The organism is Niveispirillum sp. FG156 (assembly GCF_057809555.1).
The window spans coordinates 49,073-65,584 of record NZ_JBMDKE010000016.1; the positions used below are offsets into that span (position 1 = coordinate 49,073).

At 66.5% G+C, this 16,512-nt stretch carries 11 protein-coding genes; 3 read left to right on the forward strand and 8 right to left on the reverse strand.

The genetic code is table 11. The annotated features are described in order from the left end of the window. Positions 1–3: 3 nt before the first annotated feature. The 4 genes from ubiB to lspA all read right to left on the reverse strand — a co-directional run bounded on the left by ubiB (position 4) and on the right by lspA (position 3,658). Positions 4–1,551 (reverse strand): 2-polyprenylphenol 6-hydroxylase, encoded by a 1,548-nt coding sequence (gene ubiB, locus ACODSP_RS11860; protein WP_488965803.1) that lies wholly within the window; start codon positions 1,549–1,551, stop codon positions 4–6. 2 nt (positions 1,552–1,553) lie between these two features. Further along, positions 1,554–2,357: a class I SAM-dependent methyltransferase gene (locus tag ACODSP_RS11865; protein ID WP_488965804.1), complete on the reverse strand. Its 804-nt coding sequence runs from the start codon at positions 2,355–2,357 to the stop codon at positions 1,554–1,556. 145 nt (positions 2,358–2,502) lie between these two features. Next, positions 2,503–3,006, reverse strand: coding sequence for a DUF3035 domain-containing protein (locus tag ACODSP_RS11870; RefSeq protein WP_488965805.1), 504 nt, complete (start codon positions 3,004–3,006; stop codon positions 2,503–2,505). 73 nt (positions 3,007–3,079) lie between these two features. Continuing rightward, a complete protein-coding gene (gene lspA / locus ACODSP_RS11875) occupies positions 3,080–3,658 on the reverse strand; it encodes a signal peptidase II (protein ID WP_488965806.1) in 579 nt (192 codons plus the stop codon). 203 nt (positions 3,659–3,861) lie between these two features. On the opposite strand from lspA, the gene efp reads away from it, so the two are divergent. Continuing rightward, positions 3,862–4,428: an elongation factor P gene (gene efp / locus ACODSP_RS11880; protein ID WP_488965807.1), complete on the forward strand. Its 567-nt coding sequence runs from the start codon at positions 3,862–3,864 to the stop codon at positions 4,426–4,428. Between the two features lie 202 nt (positions 4,429–4,630). Continuing rightward, positions 4,631–5,461: an inositol monophosphatase family protein gene (locus ACODSP_RS11885; protein WP_488965808.1), complete on the forward strand. Its 831-nt coding sequence runs from the start codon at positions 4,631–4,633 to the stop codon at positions 5,459–5,461. Positions 5,462–5,526: 65 nt separating this feature from the next. Here the strand turns inward: ACODSP_RS11885 and glcF are convergent, their stop codons facing one another. The 4 genes from glcF to ACODSP_RS11905 form a co-directional block, all read right to left on the reverse strand. Further along, positions 5,527–6,828: a glycolate oxidase subunit GlcF gene (glcF, locus tag ACODSP_RS11890; protein ID WP_488965809.1), complete on the reverse strand. Its 1,302-nt coding sequence runs from the start codon at positions 6,826–6,828 to the stop codon at positions 5,527–5,529. Continuing rightward, the gene (locus ACODSP_RS11895; protein ID WP_488965810.1) at positions 6,828–8,006 is read right to left on the reverse strand and encodes an FAD-binding protein; all 1,179 of its coding nucleotides are present in this window, start codon (positions 8,004–8,006) and stop codon (positions 6,828–6,830) included. Before ACODSP_RS11895 ends, glcF begins: the two co-directional genes overlap by 1 nt. A gap of 67 nt (positions 8,007–8,073) precedes the next feature. Next, positions 8,074–12,432, reverse strand: coding sequence for a translocation/assembly module TamB domain-containing protein (locus ACODSP_RS11900; RefSeq protein ID WP_488965811.1), 4,359 nt, complete (start codon positions 12,430–12,432; stop codon positions 8,074–8,076). Positions 12,433–12,442: 10 nt separating this feature from the next. Then, positions 12,443–14,221: an autotransporter assembly complex protein TamA gene (locus ACODSP_RS11905; RefSeq protein WP_488965812.1), complete on the reverse strand. Its 1,779-nt coding sequence runs from the start codon at positions 14,219–14,221 to the stop codon at positions 12,443–12,445. Positions 14,222–14,610: 389 nt separating this feature from the next. Here ACODSP_RS11905 and typA point away from each other — a divergent pair, with 389 nt between their 5' ends. Further along, positions 14,611–16,437 (forward strand): translational GTPase TypA, encoded by a 1,827-nt coding sequence (gene typA / locus ACODSP_RS11910; protein WP_488965813.1) that lies wholly within the window; start codon positions 14,611–14,613, stop codon positions 16,435–16,437. Positions 16,438–16,512 lie beyond the last annotated feature (75 nt).

Consider the following 16,512-nt stretch of genomic DNA (forward strand, 5'->3'; position numbering starts at 1 on the left):
GCGCTACGTCAACGCCACGCCCAGCGCCACCGCCGCCAGCAGCAGCGCCGCCCAGCCCAGCCGCCGCCAGCGCCGGCCTTCCCGTTCGCGCACCGCCGCCAGGGCCAGCACCGACTCGGGATGCAGGCGCAGCCCCCCACCCTCGGCCAGCATATTGGCGGTGCGTTCCAGGTCGCGAACCAGGGTCGGCAACCGCCGCGCGATGCCGGCAACATTGGACAGAAGGTCGGCGACGCGCGCCTCCGGTCCCCGGTTCTCAATCATCCAGTGTTCGATCAGGGGCCGCGACAGGTCCCACATATTCACATGCGGGTTCAGGACCCGGCCCATCCCCTCCGCCGTCAGCATGCTCTTTTGCAGCAGCAGCAATTGCGGCTGCGTCTCCATCTGGAACTTCTCGGTCACCGCGAAAAGCTGGGCCAGCAGCCGGCCCACGGAAATGTCGGACAAAGGCCGACCATGCAGCGGTTCGCCGATGGACCGCACTGCCTGCTTGAACAGTTCCTGATCCTGCGTCGCCGGCACGAAACCGGCATCGAAATGCACCTTGGCGACCAGATCATAATCGCGGTTCAAAAACCCGATCAGCATGTCGGCCAGGTACAGGCGCGTCTGCCGGTCGATACGGCCCATGATGCCGAAATCCACGGCAACCAGCCGGCCCTGCGACGTCACGAACATATTGCCGGGATGCATGTCGGCATGGAAAAAGCCGTCGCGGAACACCTGATTGAAAAACGCGTCTGCGGCATGGGCCAGCAACTGATCGGTCTGCAAACCGGATGCCCGGATTTCCTCCACCTTGTCGATGGAAAAGCCGATGATGCGTTCCTGCGTCATCACTCGGCGTGCCGTGCGGTCCCAATCGATGCTGGGCACGCCGAACGTGGAATCGCCCGTGAAATTGTCGGCCAGCTCCGACGCCGCCGCCGCCTCCATCCGCAGGTCCATTTCCAGGGCCACAGTGCGGGCAAAGGTCTCCACCACGGCCACGGGCTTCAGCCGTTTCAGCTTGGGCTGCACCCGCACGGCCCAATCGGCCAGCCAGAGCAGCAGGTCGATATCCTGCTGAAACGCCTGTTCAATGCCGGGGCGCAGGACCTTGACGGCGACCAGCCGCCCGTCGGGCGTCTCGGCGAAATGCACCTGCGCGATGCTGGCCGCCGCCACCGCCTGATCATCGAACCGGGCATAAAGCACCGATATGGGCCGTTCCAGCTCCGCCTCGATGATGGCGCGGGCGGCATCACCGGAAAAGGCAGGCAGGCGGTCGCGCAGTTCGGCCAGATCATTGGCCACATCCTCGCCCACCAGATCGGCGCGGATGGACAGGACCTGACCCAGCTTGATGAAGCTGGGGCCCAGCACCTGCAACGCCGCCGCCAGCCGCTGACCGGGCCGCCCCGGCGCCTTGTTGCGGTTGCCCAGCGACAGGATGAAGGCAAGGAACGGGGCGCTGTCCCGGAACAGATCGACCGGCAGGGCGCCATGGCGGCCCAGCGTGCGGCCAATGCTGACCATGCGGCCCAGATTGCGGATGGCGCGCAGCATCCTCAGACGCGCCAGCTGGAATGGATACAGGCGATCCCGCCCGACAGGTTGCGCGCCCGTGCCCCGGTAAAGCCCGCCGCCTCAATCCGGCGGCACAGCGCCTGCTGTTCGGGGAAGCGGCGGATGCTTTCCACCAGATACTGATAGCTGTCTTTGTCGCCCGCCACCATCTGGCCCAGGCGCGGCAGCAGGTGGAAGGAATAGCCGTCATAGATGTCCCGCAGGACGGGGATCACGACATGGCTGAATTCCAGACAGAAGAAGCGCCCGCCGGGCTTCAGCACGCGCCGCGCCTCGGCCAGGGCCTTGTCGATGCGCGTCACATTGCGCAGGCCGAAGGCGATTGTATAGGCATCCATGGACCGCGACGGGAACGGCAGATCCTCGGCATTGCCGACGGTCCAGTCGATGCCCGACAGCATGCCGCCATCCAGGCCCCGGTCGCGCCCCACCCGCACCATTGATTCGGTGAGGTCGCAAACAGTGACATTGGCGCCCGGCGCCTTCTTTTTCAGGCGAAAGGCGATATCGCCGGTCCCGCCGGCCACGTCCAGCAGCGCCTCGCCATCACGCGGGCGGACCAGATCGACAAACGCATCCTTCCACAGCCGATGCACACCCATCGACATCAGATCGTTCATCAGATCGTATTTGCCGGCCACGCTGCCGAACACGCCCTGGACCAGGGATGCCTTTTCGGTCGGGTCGATTTCCCGATAACCGAAGAAACGCCCTTCCTCCCCGGCTGGGGGCCTGGGGGGCGTGCCTGGGGCGGCGGCGGGGCGGGTCGTGTTCGCGTCGGTCATGGCCGGAACATAGGCCGGACAGCGCCCCTTGGGAAGCGGGCGCAATGCCGCGCATCGACATGTTTGGGTTGCCTGAACCCATAAATCACAATGCCCCGCCGGTTGGGCGGGGCATTGGTTCAATCAACCGTGACGGCGACGAAACTTACTTACCGGTCTCACGCGTCGTGGACAGCGCGCCACCGGGCGGGGGCAACACTTCCGGGTTCTGGTCATCCTTCCAGAACATCAGCTTGTCGAGGAAGGTCGGGCTGCCGACCACCACGCCCGGATTCTCCCGGTCGACGATGGCGCGGATATCGGGGCTGGCGCCGTCTGCACCGGCCTGGGCCAGCAGGGCGCCTTCGCCGCTGGTCTGCTTCGGGCTGGTACGCGGATCGACCAGGGCGGCAGAGCCGGCGCCGCTGGCGCCGAACACGCTGGACTGCGAACGGGTGTCGCGTTCCATTTCCTGCGGGCGCGGGCTGCCCGGCTGCGGCGGACGCAGGGAGAAGTCGGGCGGCACCTCCAGCGGGGCGCGCGACACGACCATGAATTCATCCGGCGCGTCATGCCCGCCAAACAGGCCACAGCCCGACAGCAGGCCGCCTATCATCAGGACGGTGATGGCCGGAACGGCCGCCTTGCGCACTTGCTTCAACACAACCATGGTCCGATCCGTACCCTTTGAACGAGGAGCAGAGTCTAACAGAGGCCGACCCGCGCGATTGCCGGTTCGCACTCTAGCGCCGCTCGTCGCCGGAGAACAGCCCGTCAATCAACAACAGGCCCACCCCAACCACGATGCAGCAATCCGCCACGTTGAATGCCGGCCAGTGCCAGCCCGCGACGTGAAAGTCAAGGAAATCGGCGACGGCCCCAAACCGGAACCGGTCGATGACATTGCCAATGGCGCCGCCAATGACCATGCCGGTGGCCAGCGCCACCAGACCCCGGTCGTTGCGGCGGTTCCACCAGAGCAGCGCGCCACAGATGCCGACGGCCAGCAGGCTGAGCGCGAAGGGCATCAGATCATGCTGGCTGTAGAACATCGAGAAGCTGACGCCGAAGTTCCAGGCCACCACCATATTGAAGAAGCCCGTCACCTCGATGAAGGGGGAATTGACGGCACATTCCGGCCCCGCCGGCCCCGACAGACAGGGCAGCAGGCTGGTCAGCACCCATTGTTTGCTGATCTGGTCCAGGATCAGCGCCACAAGCGCCACGATGCCCGTGACCAGCCGCAGCCTGCGCACCTTGTCCCGATCCAACGCCGCTCCCGCGATCCCGTCACCCGCAACCATCATCCATCCGTGCAGCACGTCATCTTTCCCGCTGCCTTATACCCTAAACACGGCGGAAAGGCGGCAAATGGTCGGGGGATGTGTTAAAATTCCGCCCTGCGGCCCTTGCACGGCCCGCCGGTTGCCTATGCGGCGGGCGGGGACACTGGCCATTTGCCTGTTGGGGGGCAACCTGTTAGGTTCCGCGCCGCTCGATTCCTATAAAGTTTGAGAAGCCTGTCATGAAGGTCAATGCGAACACCATGCGCAAGGGTCATATCCTTGAGCATAACGGCCGTCTCTATGTGATCACTGGCACCCAGATTGTGCAGCCCGGCAAGGGCGGCGCCTTCATCCAGTTGGAAATGAAGGACGTCAAGTCCGGCAACAAGAATATCGAGCGCTTCCGCACCGGCGAAGCCGTGGAACGCGCCCGTCTGGACGATCACGAGATGACGTTCCTGTTCGCTGAAGATGACAATTTCACCTTCATGGACAAGGAAACCTTCGAACAGGTGACCATCTCCGGCGAGGTCATCGGCGACGGCAAGATCTTCCTGGCCGACGGCATGGAAGTCGTGGTGCAGTCTTTCGAAGGCGACCCGCTGTCGGTCGAACTGCCGCAGTCCGTGGTCCTGACGATCACCGAGGCTGACCCGGTGGTGAAGGGCCAGACGGCCTCTTCCTCCTACAAGCCCGCCGTTCTGGAAAATGGTGCCCGCGTCCTGGTTCCGCCGCATATCGAGGCTGGTACCAAGATCGTCGTGAACATCGAAACCGGCGAGTATATGGAACGCTTTAAGGACTGATTTGCGCCCTCAGGCGCCGGGCGGGCGCATCCGCGCCCTTGGCTTACGCGACCACGCGGTCGCGGGCCGGCAGTCGCCGGCCTGGGCTTTGCCCTCAGTCTTCAGCATCCAACGCCCGCGCGGGTTTCAACGCGCGGGCGTTTCGCTTTTAATAGGCGGGAATTGATCCCGCAGTTTCTTCGTCATTGTGGAGTGTTCGACCATGGCAGCCCGTTCGGCCATCCTGAACGTCATGACCCGTGCGGCCGAGAAGGCCGGCAAGGCCATCCTGCGCGATTTCGGCGAGGTCGAGCACTTGCAGGTCTCCCGCAAGGGTCCGTCCGACTTCGTGTCCGCCGCCGACCAGAAGGCCGAGCGTATCGTGCGCGAAGAACTTCAGAAGGCGCGGCCCGATTTCGGCCTGCTGCTGGAAGAAACCGGTGAGATCAAGGGCAAGGACACGGCCCACCGCTTCATCGTCGATCCCCTGGACGGCACCACCAACTTCCTGCACGGCCTGCCGCACTGGGCCATCTCCATCGCGCTGGAGCGTGAGGGCGAGATCATCGCCGGCGTCGTCTATGAACCCGTGCATGACGAGATGTTCTGGGCCGAAAAGGGCGCGGGCGCCTTCCTGAACCATACCCGCCTGCGCGTTTCCTCGCGCCGTCAGCTGGCCGACAGCCTGATCGCCACCGGCATCCCCTTCCGCGGCCATGGCAATGCGCCCGTGTTTTTGCAGCAGTTGGAAGCCCTGATGGGGCAGGTGGCGGGCATCCGCCGCTGGGGTGCGGCCTCGCTGGACCTCGCCTACACCGCCGCCGGTCGCTTTGACGGTTTCTTCGAAGCCGACCTGAAGCCCTGGGACATGGCCGCCGGCCTGCTGCTGGTCACCGAAGCCGGTGGCTTCGTCAGCGAGATCGGCCCCGGCAAGTCCCCGCTGGCCAGCGGCTCCATCCTGGCCGCCAATGCCAACCTGCATTCCCACCTGGCCGTCGTCCTGCGCAACGCCGGCAAGCCCAAGACGGCCCCGGCGGAAAAGCCGAAGGCGTAAATGAGCCGTAGGTCAGGTCGAGCTGGAGGCGAGCCCTGACAGATATGGGTTGAAAGCCTTTTCTGTCAGGGCGGGGCGTCAGCCCCGACCTGACCTACCGGCACCGGCCCGCCCGTGGCCCAATCCAGCAGCTGAACCGTATGCAGGATCGGCAGGGCCGTACCCGTCCCGATCTGCGTCATGCAGCCTATATTGCCGGCGGCGATCACGTCGGGCCGCGTCCCCTCGATCGCCGCCACCTTCGCATCGCGCAACTGACCCGACAGCTCTGGCTGCAACAGATTGTAGGTGCCCGCCGACCCGCAGCAGAGATGCCCATCCGGCACCTCCAGCACTGTGAACCCGGCCTGACGCAGCAGGTCGCGCGGTGGGTCCTTCACCTTCTGCCCATGCTGTAGCGAACAGGCCGCGTGATAGGCCACGCGCAGGGGCCGGGGCGCCTTCGCTTCTGCCGGCAAGCCCAGCAGCACCACCACCTCCGTCACATCCCGCGCCAGCGCCGATACCGCCGCCGCCGGTCCCGCCAGCACGGGATCATCGCGGAACATATAGCCGTAGTCCTTAACGGTGGTACCACAGCCGCTGGCCGTCACGATGATGGCGTCCAGGCCATTGCCCTCCACCTCCGCCATCCAGGCGCGGATATTGGCCGCCGCGAACCCGTGCCCGTTGCGCCCCATATGGTGGGTCAGGGCACCGCAGCAGCCCACCCCCTTGGCCACCACCACTTCCGCCCCCAACCGGGTCAACAGGCGGATGGCCGCGTCATTGATATCGGGGTTCAGCGCGGGCTGCACACAGCCGGGCAGCAGCGCCACCCGCATGCGCCTTGACCCCTGCGCGGGGAACACGCCCGGCCCTTCCTGCGCCCCTTTCGGATGCACCTTCTCCGGCGCCATATCCAGCATGCCCCGCAGGTCGGGCGGCAGCAGGGCGCGGAACGGTCGGGCCAGTTTCGCCAGCCCCATGGCCGCCCGGAACCGCCCCGCATGCGGCAGCATCCGCGCCAGCGCCGCCCGCGTCAGCCGCACCTTCACCGGGCGCTTGCCCGTACGCTCAATATGGGCGCGGGCATGATCGACCAGATGCATGTAATGCACGCCCGACGGGCAGGTGGTCATACAGGACAGGCACGACAGGCAGCGGTCGATATGATGGGTTTCCACCGGCCCGGCATCCCGACCGCTTTCCAGCATATCCTTGATCAGATAGATGCGGCCGCGCGGGCTGTCGCGCTCATCCCCCGTCAGGCGGTATGTGGGACAGGTGGCCGTGCAGAACCCGCAATGGACACAGGTCCGCAGGATCTTCTCCGCTTCCGCCGTACCGCTGTCGGCCAGTTGCGCCAGGGTGAAGTGGGTCTGCATCACACCCCCATCAGGCCGGGATTGAGGATGCCTGCCGGGTCAAACTGCGCCTTCACCCGCGCCGTCAGGGCGGCCAGCGGGCCGGGCAGCGGCTGAAACACCGGCACCAGCGCCTTCACCGCATCGGGTGCCCGCATCAAGGTCGCATGCCCGTCGGCACCTAACGCGCCGCGCACGACACCCGCCCCCGCATCCGCCATCCCGCCCGGCAGCCCGACCCAGATCAGGCCCCCACCCCAATCCAGCCAGCCCAGCGCACGCGGGATCGCGGCCCGGATGGCGGACAGCACCCCCATCCCCGCCATGGGCGGCACCGACAGGCGCCAGACATCCAGGTCGGGCCGTTCGGCCAGCGGCATCGCATCGCGCAGACACGCCCACAGCGCCGCCGATTCGTCCCCCTCCAGCACCGCCATGGCCGCCCGCCCCTCCAGCAACCGTTCAAGTGCTGCCAGCCGTTCCGCCACCGATACCGAAACCCCATCCAGCCGCAGCAGCACGCAGGGTGTGCGGTCGGGCAGCAACCCGTCCAGCGGCAGGTAGGATGGCGTGAAGGCTGCCGCCCCCACCTCTGCCGCCGAACCCAGCGCATCGGCCAGGACGCGGCTGGCCTCCGCGCCGTCGATCCCCGCCAGGACCAGCGTCTTGGACAAGAGCGGGGCCGGCAGCACCTTGACCACGATCTCCGTCATCAGGCCCAGCGTGCCATGCGCCCCGGTCAGCAGCTTGGGCAGATCAAAGCCCGTGACATTCTTCACCACCTTGCCGCCCGACCGGAAAACCCGCCCGTCGCCGGCAATGGCATTCATGCCCAGAACATGGTCGCGCACGGCCCCGGCCTTCACCCGCCCCGGCCCCGACAGGCCCGTGGCCACCACCCCACCCAGCGTATCCGTGCCGGCGGGACGGCCATAAAGCGGCCCCAGGTCCGGCGGCTCAAACGCCAGGGCTTGCCCCTTGGCCGACAGCAGGGCTCGCAGTTCCACCATCGTCACCCCCGGTTCGGCCACCAGGATCAGTTCCGCCGGCTCATACGACACCACCTGCGACAGCGACGACAGCGACAGGACCGTGCCCGCGACCGCGTGGCCCAGGCCCGGCTTGCTGCCGCCGCCGGTCAGGCGTAAGGACTGGCCGGCGCGCACCGCGTCGATGAAGGGAGAAAGCCTGTCGGCCATGGGTGTCCGCCACCTTGATGAAATTCGGCGGCATTCTGGGGGTGCGGCGGGCCGCCTGTCACCCCCTTCAATAATCCCATTGGAACTGCACGCCGACCTTGCTTTCGGTCCCGACCTCGCCGCGCGCCTTGATATGGTCGGTGATGCCATATTCCACGGTCGCCTTGCTCTGCCCGGTGCCCAGCTCCTGCTCCACCCCGACATAGATATTGTCGCCGATATAGCGACCGGCGGCCACGGTGCCGGCCCCCGTGCCATCCTCGCTGCCCCGGAATTCCAGCCGGTCCACGCCGAGCGAGCGTTTCACATTGTCGACAAAGCCAGGGCCCCCGCCGAACAGGCCCGACAATTGCGCCGCCGACTGCGCCAGCTGCACCGCCTCCAGCGCCGACAACTGCCCCGCCCCACGGTTGAACAGCAGCCGGGCCAGCACTTCGTCTTCGGGATAGGGCGGCTGCGACGACAGTTTCACCGTCGGTTTCGACGGACGGCCCGTGACGGCCACGATGGCCGTCAGATCACCGCGCTGCGTGCGCGCCTCCACATCCAGCGAGGGGTCGAAGGTGCCATCGCCCAGGAAACTGACATTGGCCCGCGACAGGGTGAAGGTCTGGCCCAGCAGCCCCATCTCACCCTTGACCAGCGACACGTTGCCCGACAAAAGCGGCAGATCCGCCGTCCCGCGCAGTTTCAACGACGCTTTCAGTTCCGCATCCAGCCCCCGGCCCGCGACATAGATCTGGTTGGGTGCCTCCACATCGATATTCAGGCCGATGATCAGGGCGGGCGGCGGCGTTCCCTCCGCCTTGGCATTGGCGCTGCTGACGGCACCGGGCGGGGCGATGCGGCGGGGATGGTTGATCTCCACCACCTTCACCTCCACCACCGTGGGCGGCAGCTTGTCGGGAATGCGGATATGGGCGTTGGCCACATCCACCCGGCCCGCGATCATCATCTGCGTCGGCTTGCCGGTGACGGTGATATCGGCGCCGGCCACCGCCTGCACCATGTCGATCCCGGCCAGCTTGGCCTTTTTCGCGGTCAGGCGCAGGTCGATCTGCCGGTCGCCGCGTTCGGGGCGCAAACCGACACTGCCGGCCAGGGTGACGGTGCCGCCGCCCGGCGTCTTGCCCTCAAACCGGTCGATCACCAGCCCTTCGGGGTCACCCTTCAACACCGCCTCGATATCGGTGATCTGCGTGCCCCAGCGCTGGTTCTCGTACCGGGCATTGTTCAGCGTGACACTGCCCGTCAGCTGCCGGTCGGCCAGGGTGCCGCCCAGGGTCAGGTCCAGCACCATCTGCCCACCCAGCCGGTCACCCGTCGTCGCCAGCAGGTCGTTCAGCCGGCGCAGCGCCACATTGCCCTCCAGCCGGCCGCTGACCGGTTTGTCGGTGGGCATGGCGATGCTGGTCGCCGATCCGCGCATTTCCAGCGGCAGGTCGGCCCGCGCCGACAGGCCGACACCCGAGCCTGCGCTGTCGATTCTGGCATTAACCGCCACACGCCCCTTCTGCCAATCAGCAGTCAGGGTGGCCCCCAGCGGCGAAGGCCCTTTCAGGACCTGCGGCGCCAGCGCGAATTCCGACAGTTTCAGCGACATCACGCCCTTGGGATCGGCCACGGTGCCCGACAGGCTGGCCGTGCCATCCAGATGGCCATAGAGCGTCAGGGTCGGGTCGATCAGGCGCACCCAGTTGAGCGGCAGCTTGGTCAGCGACACCCGCCCGCCCAGCGCCTTGGGCGACAGGTCCGCCGTCACCTCCACCCGCGCATCACCGGCCAGAACCACCAGACCCTGCACGCCCACCACGCCCTCGCCAAAGGACAGGGTGGCGGGATTGGCCAGCCGGAATTCCGTATCGCCATAGGCCCCCGAAAGGGTGCCCAGCCCCACCCGCGTGATCGCGTCTTTGGCCCCCGTCGCCAATTGCCCCGCGATGGACAGGCGCACCGGCGCCGACCCGCGCTTGCCCGACAGGTCGAAGGACAGTGCCGTGGCCGACAGCGGCCCCCGCGCCGACCCCGTGATCTTGTCCAGGTCCAGGGTCCCGGCATCGACGCCGGTAACGGTAAAGCCCGCATCGACGCCGGGCACCTTCTCCGTCCCGTACAGGCGCGCCGACAGGGCGATGGAAGCCACCTTCTGCCCGTGCCAGCGCCGCCAGATTTCCTTGAAATCGGCCTTCACATCCGCGAACTGCCGGCCCTTTTCATGGCTGAGCGCGATAGTGACGCTGCCATTGCCCCAGACCTCGTCCCCCGCGATGAAGGCCAGGATGCCCAGGTCGGGCACGGTACCGGTCAGCCGACCTGCCGCCAGCCCCGTGCCGGTATCCAGCGACAGATCGCCATTGAACCGGTTCAGGCCGATCACCGCCTCGATCCCGGCCAGCGACAGGGTGGAACCCGTCTGTGACAACTCGCTGCCCAGGGCGATGCGCTGCCCGTTCAGGCTGCTGGTCACGTCAATCCGGCCCTTCGCCGCCTTGGGCAGGCCCGACAGCCGCGCATCCAGGCGCGTATCGTTCAGCTGCAACCCATCCATGGTCAGCCCGTCCGCCACCATTTCCAGCGTCATCGTGTCGGGACCGGGGCTTTTCAGCCGGGCCGTGACACCGCCCGCCACAGCCACGCCCAGCGCCGGCGACAGAGGCGACAGGTCCGCCACCTCCACCACCGCGTCGGCGTTGATGCCCTTGGGACCGTACCGCCCCTCCCCACCGACCTTCAGCTGCGGGTTGGTCAACGACAGGCGGCGCAGCGCCATCTCCTCCCCCGCCACCTCCAGATCGGCGAAAATCTCCGTCCGGCCCGACAGAAGCGGGTCCAGGGCCGCGATGCCCGCCGCCAGTTCCTTGCCCTCGCCCTGCATGACCAGCGCCGTCTGTCCGCCCGCGCGGCGCAGTTTGCCCTCCACGGCCAGCGATCCGGACAGTTTGCGCCCCGCCACCCCGGACAGCGGCGCTAAGTCCTTGGCCGACAGGGTCAGGGCCAGTTCACCATCCCGGCCCCAGCCGGTCAGCGATCCGCTGGCCGTGGCCGACAGGGCGGTGCCGATGAACCCGGCCTTGGCAATGTCGATCCCGCCCTTGGCGCGGGTCACGGTCAATTCGGCGGCCAGATCGGATGTGCCCCCCGTCAGGGCCGACAGCGGCCCCGACGCCCCGTCCAGATGCAGGGCGGCGATGATCGCCGTCCTGTCCATCCCCTTGGCCGACAGTTTCACGCCCAGGCTGTTCAGCGTCAGGTCGGGCAGGACGGGGGCGTCCAGCACCATGTCGGTGGCCAGTTCCGGTGCGTCGGGCGTGCCGGTCAGGGTCACGCTGCCGCGCGCCGCCTTCATCCGCACCGGCCCCATCATGGGCGACAGCAGGGCCGCATCCGGTACCTCCACCCAGGCGCCGACATTGATGGCGCGGGTCTTGATGTCAAAGGCGCCGCCCCCCGACAGCTTGCCGATCGCCGTCTGGATGCCGACACCGTCCAGCGCCAGCTTCACACCCGGATCGATCAGGCCACCGGCCCCGATGCGCAGGTCCGGCCCGACCAGGGGGCGGATATCGGGCGGCAGCAGGGCCTGCACATTGCCCGACAGGTCCAGGCCGAAGGTCAGCTTGTTGCCCGACGGCCTGATCCTGAATTCCGCCCTGGCATCGGCGGCATCGCCGGCCTTGGCCGTGGCCGTCCCCGTCCAATCGGTCAGCGGCCCATCGCCCTTCAGGGTCAGGGTCACGGGCGGGCGGCCCGGAATGTCCAGCAATTCGGCAATCAGCCCGTTACCCTGTTCCAGCGCCTCCGCCGTCAGGGTCAGGCGGCGGCCGGGCCGGTAGTCGCCGGCAAGGGTCAATGTGCCGGGCCGGTCATCGATACGCTTCACATCCAGCGATCCCGCCCCGCCCAGTTCGCCCGCCGGCAACCGCCCCTGCCCGGCCAGGGTCAGCACCGCCGGATTGCCATCCAGCAGGTCCGGCCCCAGCGTCACCCGCTCCACCGCCAGCCGCGACAGGGTGACGGCAACGGGCAGGTGCGGCAGCCCGCCCTTGTCATTGGGATCATCCGGCTTGGGCAGCGGCGCACGCGCCACCGTCACGGCCTTTGCCGACAGATCGTCCACCGACAAGGTGCGGGAGAACAGGGCCCAGGGGTTCCAGGCCAGATGCGCGCCATCCACCGTCAGCCAGACGCCGTCGGCATCTTCCATGGTGATCCGTGCGGCGCGCAGGTCGAAGATCGACCCGTCCGCCCCCTCGACCGTCAGTTCCGGCACAGCCTCCCCGGCCTTGGACAGCACGAAATCACGGCCCGACGGGGTGGACAGCCAGATGCCCGCCGATACGGCGATCAGGACGACCAGACCGATCAGCCCCGCGACACCGGCGGCGACCCAGATCAGGATGGGGCGAAGGCGGTTGAAATCGCTCATCATCCCCTCCTTAAAACGCTTGGCCGATGGAGATGTAGAACTGGAACGCCTTGTCCCCGTCGCGCTTGTTCAGCGGCACCGCCACATCCAGGCGGATGGGGCCGATGACGGTGTGATAGCGTCCGCCGATACCGGCGGCATAGCGCAGGCCCTGGCCCAGCTTGGGATATTCGGTCGTATAGACATTGCCGGCATCGATAAAGGGGACCACGGCGATGTCTTCGGTCACCTTCACCCGCATCTCTGCGGACATTTCCAGCAGTGAGACACCGCCCAGCGGCTCTCCGTTCGTGTCGCGCGGCCCCACCTCCTGATAGCCATAGCCACGGATCGACCCGCCGCCGCCGGCAAAGAAGCGTTTATCAGCGGGCACATCCAGAAGCCCGCCGCCGATCACGGCGCCATAGACGCCGCGCAGCGCGCCCACGTACCAGCCATCATCCTTGAAATCGAAATAGGCGCTGCCGCCGACCCGCGCGACCGTGAAACTGTTGCTGTCCCCGAACGCCGCCAGATAGGGGGTGACGGCGCCTGACAGGCGGAAACCCTTGGTCGGGTTCAACAGATCGTTGGACCGGTCCCAGGTGATGGCGGCGGGAATACCGACCAGGGTGTTGCGCGTGGTCTGCAGGCTTTCCTCGATCTTGGACTGTTCCGCCGTCACGCCCAGGCTGGCCTTCAACCCCTTGCCCAGCTTGCGCTCCACCGCACCCGTCAAGACCAGCGCTTGCCGGCGATAGGCGTCGGGCCGTTCCGACAGCGCCTCCGCCGACAGGTTCAGCGACTGGCGGCGTGACAGGAAATCCGGCTGCTGATAGGTGCCGGCCAGACGGTAATCGAAATCGCTGGCGCTGGTTTCGCCGCGTCGGGAGATGCCGGCGACCGAAGCATCGACGCGCAGCTTCTCGGCATTGCCCATCAGGTTGCGGTCACCCCAATAGGCATTGGCCCCGAAGCCGTCCTCGGTCCCGTAATCGGCACCGAAACCGACATAGTTCATTTCCCGCTCGGCCAGATCGACCAGGACGGGCGCCTTCTGATCGCCCGTCGGCTGATCGGCCAGCCGCAGCCGGACCGACGAAAAGACGCCCAGATCGGCCAGGGCCTGGCGCCCCTCCTCCATGGTGGCGGGGTGATAGGCATCCCCTTCGCGCCAGGGCAGGCGGCGGCGGGCCGCGCGCTGCGACACCTCGTCCAGACCGTTGAAAGTGACATCGCCGAACGCCACTTTCGGTCCGGGATCAACGACATAGGTGACGTCCATGCCCTGCTTAGCATGGTCCACGATCAGCTTGCGATCCAGCAGGCGGGCATAGGCATAGCCCTTTTCCGCCAGGCGCGGCAGGATGCGGCCTTCGGCATCCACCACCGAAGGTGCCCGCGCATCCGATCCGATGGCCAGGCCCAACGCATCCGGGGCCGGCGCGCCATCGGGCAAGGGCTGTTCATCCGGGCCGGCAATGGCGACCGATGTCACCTTGTACCGTGCCCCCTCCTCCACCCGGATCAGGACCTTGGCGGGAACCACATCGACATCGATCTCTGCATCGACAATGGCGTCATAGAAACCTTCGGACCGCAGGGCGGCCCGGAACCGGTCCAGATCGGCATCGGCCCGACGGCCTAGGCCGATGGGCGAGGGCGGCGGGTCTTCCTTCAGGGCGACAAGGCTGGAGACTTCGTTCAGCAGTTTGACCAAGTGTGGATGATCATCCACGCCTTCGATCACCACCTCATATGTCGTCTCCTGGGCATGAATGGGCACCGCCGCCAAGGCAGCCGCCGCCATCAGCATCCATTTTTGCCATCTGCCTTGGGTCATTATCCTCCCCCGGTTGCCGCCATGGTGGCATGGGCCGGGGGCGGCTTTCCAGGGGTAAGGCACAGGCGCTTTGGTGTTAGGCCAACGGGCAGGCTCACTGCCTTCGCTTTTCACCAACCCCTTGATGGAACGTTAACCGCGATCCGACGAAACGCAGGGCAGCCCCACCTTCTGCACCCTACCGAAGACGGCCCGAAACGATTATATTGCGCCGCGAAACAGCCCGGCCACCCCCGCTCCCCGTTCATCTGAACGGCTGACAGGGTTGCCGGGCGTTTTTCATGCGCGAACCCCGATCCGGCGGACATAGTCATTGGGCGGCGCGCGACCAGCACCAGGCACGCAGGACCGTACCCATGCAATTGCGCAATATCGCCATCATCGCCCACGTCGATCATGGTAAGACCACCCTCGTCGACATGCTGCTGAAGCAGTCCGGCACTTTCCGTGAAAACCAGCAGGTCGCCGAGCGCGCCATGGACAGCAACGACCTGGAACGTGAGCGCGGCATCACGATCCTGGCCAAGTGCACGTCCGTTGTCTGGAACGACGTCCGCATCAACATCGTCGATACGCCGGGCCACGCCGATTTCGGCGGCGAGGTGGAGCGTATCCTGAACATGGTGGACGGCGTCTGCCTGCTGGTGGATAGCGCCGAAGGCCCGCTGCCGCAGACCAAGTTCGTGCTGGGCAAGGCCCTGAAGCTGGGCATGCGCCCGATGGTGATCGTGAACAAGATCGACCGTCAGGACGCGCGGCCCGACGAAGTGCATAACGAGATTTTCGACCTGTTCGCCTCGTTGGACGCCACCGACGAGCAGCTGGACTTCCCGACCCTGTTCGCGTCCGGCCGCAACGGCTGGGCCGTCACCGACCTGAATGACGAGCGCAAGGATCTCACCCCGCTGTTCGAGCTGGTGGTCAACCACGTCCCGGCCCCGAAGGTCGGCAGCGTCGATGAACCGTTCACCATGCTGGCCACCACGCTAGAAGCCAACCCGTATCTGGGCCGCATCCTGACGGGCCGCATCCAGTCCGGTCGCGTCAAGACCAACATGGCCATCAAGGCCCTGTCCCGCGACGGCAAGCTGATCGAGCAGGGCCGCGCGTCGAAGGTTCTGGCCTTCCGTGGTCTGGAGCGCGTGCCGGTCGAAGAGGCGCAGGCCGGTGACATCGTCGCCATCGCCGGTCTGGTGAAGACCACCGTCGCCGACAGCATCGTCGATATGAGCGTCGAGAACGCCCTGCCGGCGCAGCCGATCGACCCGCCGACCCTGGCCATGACCTTCTCGGTCAATGACAGCCCGCTCGCCGGTCGTGAAGGTGACAAGGTCACCAGCCGCATGATCCGCGACCGTCTGATGCGTGAAGCCGAAGGCAATGTCGCCCTGCGCATCCGCGAGACCGAGAGCGCCGACGCGTTCGAGGTGGCGGGCCGTGGCGAGTTGCAGCTGGGCATCCTGATCGAAACCATGCGCCGCGAAGGCTTCGAGCTGTCGATCAGCCGTCCGCGCGTGGTCATGAAGACCGACGCCGCCACCGGTCAGCGTCTGGAGCCGATCGAGGAAGTCGTCGTCGACGTGGACGAGGATTTCTCCGGCGTCGTCGTGCAGAAGATCGCCGAGCGCAAGGGCGAGATGCTGGAAATGCGTCCGTCGGGCGCTGGCAAGGTCCGTCTGGTGTTCCACGTCCCCTCGCGTGGCCTGATCGGCTATCAGGGCGAGTTCCTGACCGACACCCGTGGTACCGGCGTCATCAACCGCCTGTTCCATGATTACGCTCCGTACAAGGGCCCGATCCCCGGTCGTCGCAACGGCGTGCTGATCTCCAACGCCGAGGGCGAGGCCGTGGCCTATGCCCTGTGGAACCTGGAAGATCGCGGCCCGATGATGATCGAGCCCGGCTGGAAGGTCTATGAGGGCATGATCGTGGGTGAGCATACCCGCGAGAACGACCTGGAAGTGAATGTTCAGAAGGGCAAGAAGCTCACGAACATCCGCACCACCAGCAAGGACGAAGCCGTCACCCTGACGCCGCCCATCCGCATGGCCCTGGAAAAGGCTCTGGCTTATATCCAGGACGACGAGCTGGTGGAAGTGACGCCGAAGTCCATCCGCCTGCGCAAGAAGCTGCTGGACCCGAACGAACGCAAGCGCGCCGAGCGTCAGGCCGAAGCCGGCTGATCGCTGGTTCTGGTTTGAAAAGACGACAAGGGGAGGCCTGGAAACAGGCCTCCCCTTTTTGTTTTAGGGGTGGGC

What these genes read in the sequence shown, in the direction of transcription:
- ubiB (WP_488965803.1), bottom strand. Translation starts at nt 1,551, where the DNA reads ATGCTGCGCGCCATCCGCAATCTGGGCCGCATGGTCAGCATTGGCCGC.
- ACODSP_RS11865 (WP_488965804.1), bottom strand. Translation starts at nt 2,357, where the DNA reads ATGACCGACGCGAACACGACCCGCCCCGCCGCCGCCCCAGGCACGCCC.
- ACODSP_RS11870 (WP_488965805.1), bottom strand. Translation starts at nt 3,006, where the DNA reads ATGGTTGTGTTGAAGCAAGTGCGCAAGGCGGCCGTTCCGGCCATCACC.
- efp (WP_488965807.1), top strand. Translation starts at nt 3,862, where the DNA reads ATGAAGGTCAATGCGAACACCATGCGCAAGGGTCATATCCTTGAGCAT.
- ACODSP_RS11885 (WP_488965808.1), top strand. Translation starts at nt 4,631, where the DNA reads ATGGCAGCCCGTTCGGCCATCCTGAACGTCATGACCCGTGCGGCCGAG.
- glcF (WP_488965809.1), bottom strand. Translation starts at nt 6,828, where the DNA reads ATGCAGACCCACTTCACCCTGGCGCAACTGGCCGACAGCGGTACGGCG.
- ACODSP_RS11895 (WP_488965810.1), bottom strand. Translation starts at nt 8,006, where the DNA reads ATGGCCGACAGGCTTTCTCCCTTCATCGACGCGGTGCGCGCCGGCCAG.
- ACODSP_RS11900 (WP_488965811.1), bottom strand. Translation starts at nt 12,432, where the DNA reads ATGAGCGATTTCAACCGCCTTCGCCCCATCCTGATCTGGGTCGCCGCC.
- ACODSP_RS11905 (WP_488965812.1), bottom strand. Translation starts at nt 14,221, where the DNA reads ATGGCGGCGGCTGCCTTGGCGGCGGTGCCCATTCATGCCCAGGAGACG.
- typA (WP_488965813.1), top strand. Translation starts at nt 14,611, where the DNA reads ATGCAATTGCGCAATATCGCCATCATCGCCCACGTCGATCATGGTAAG.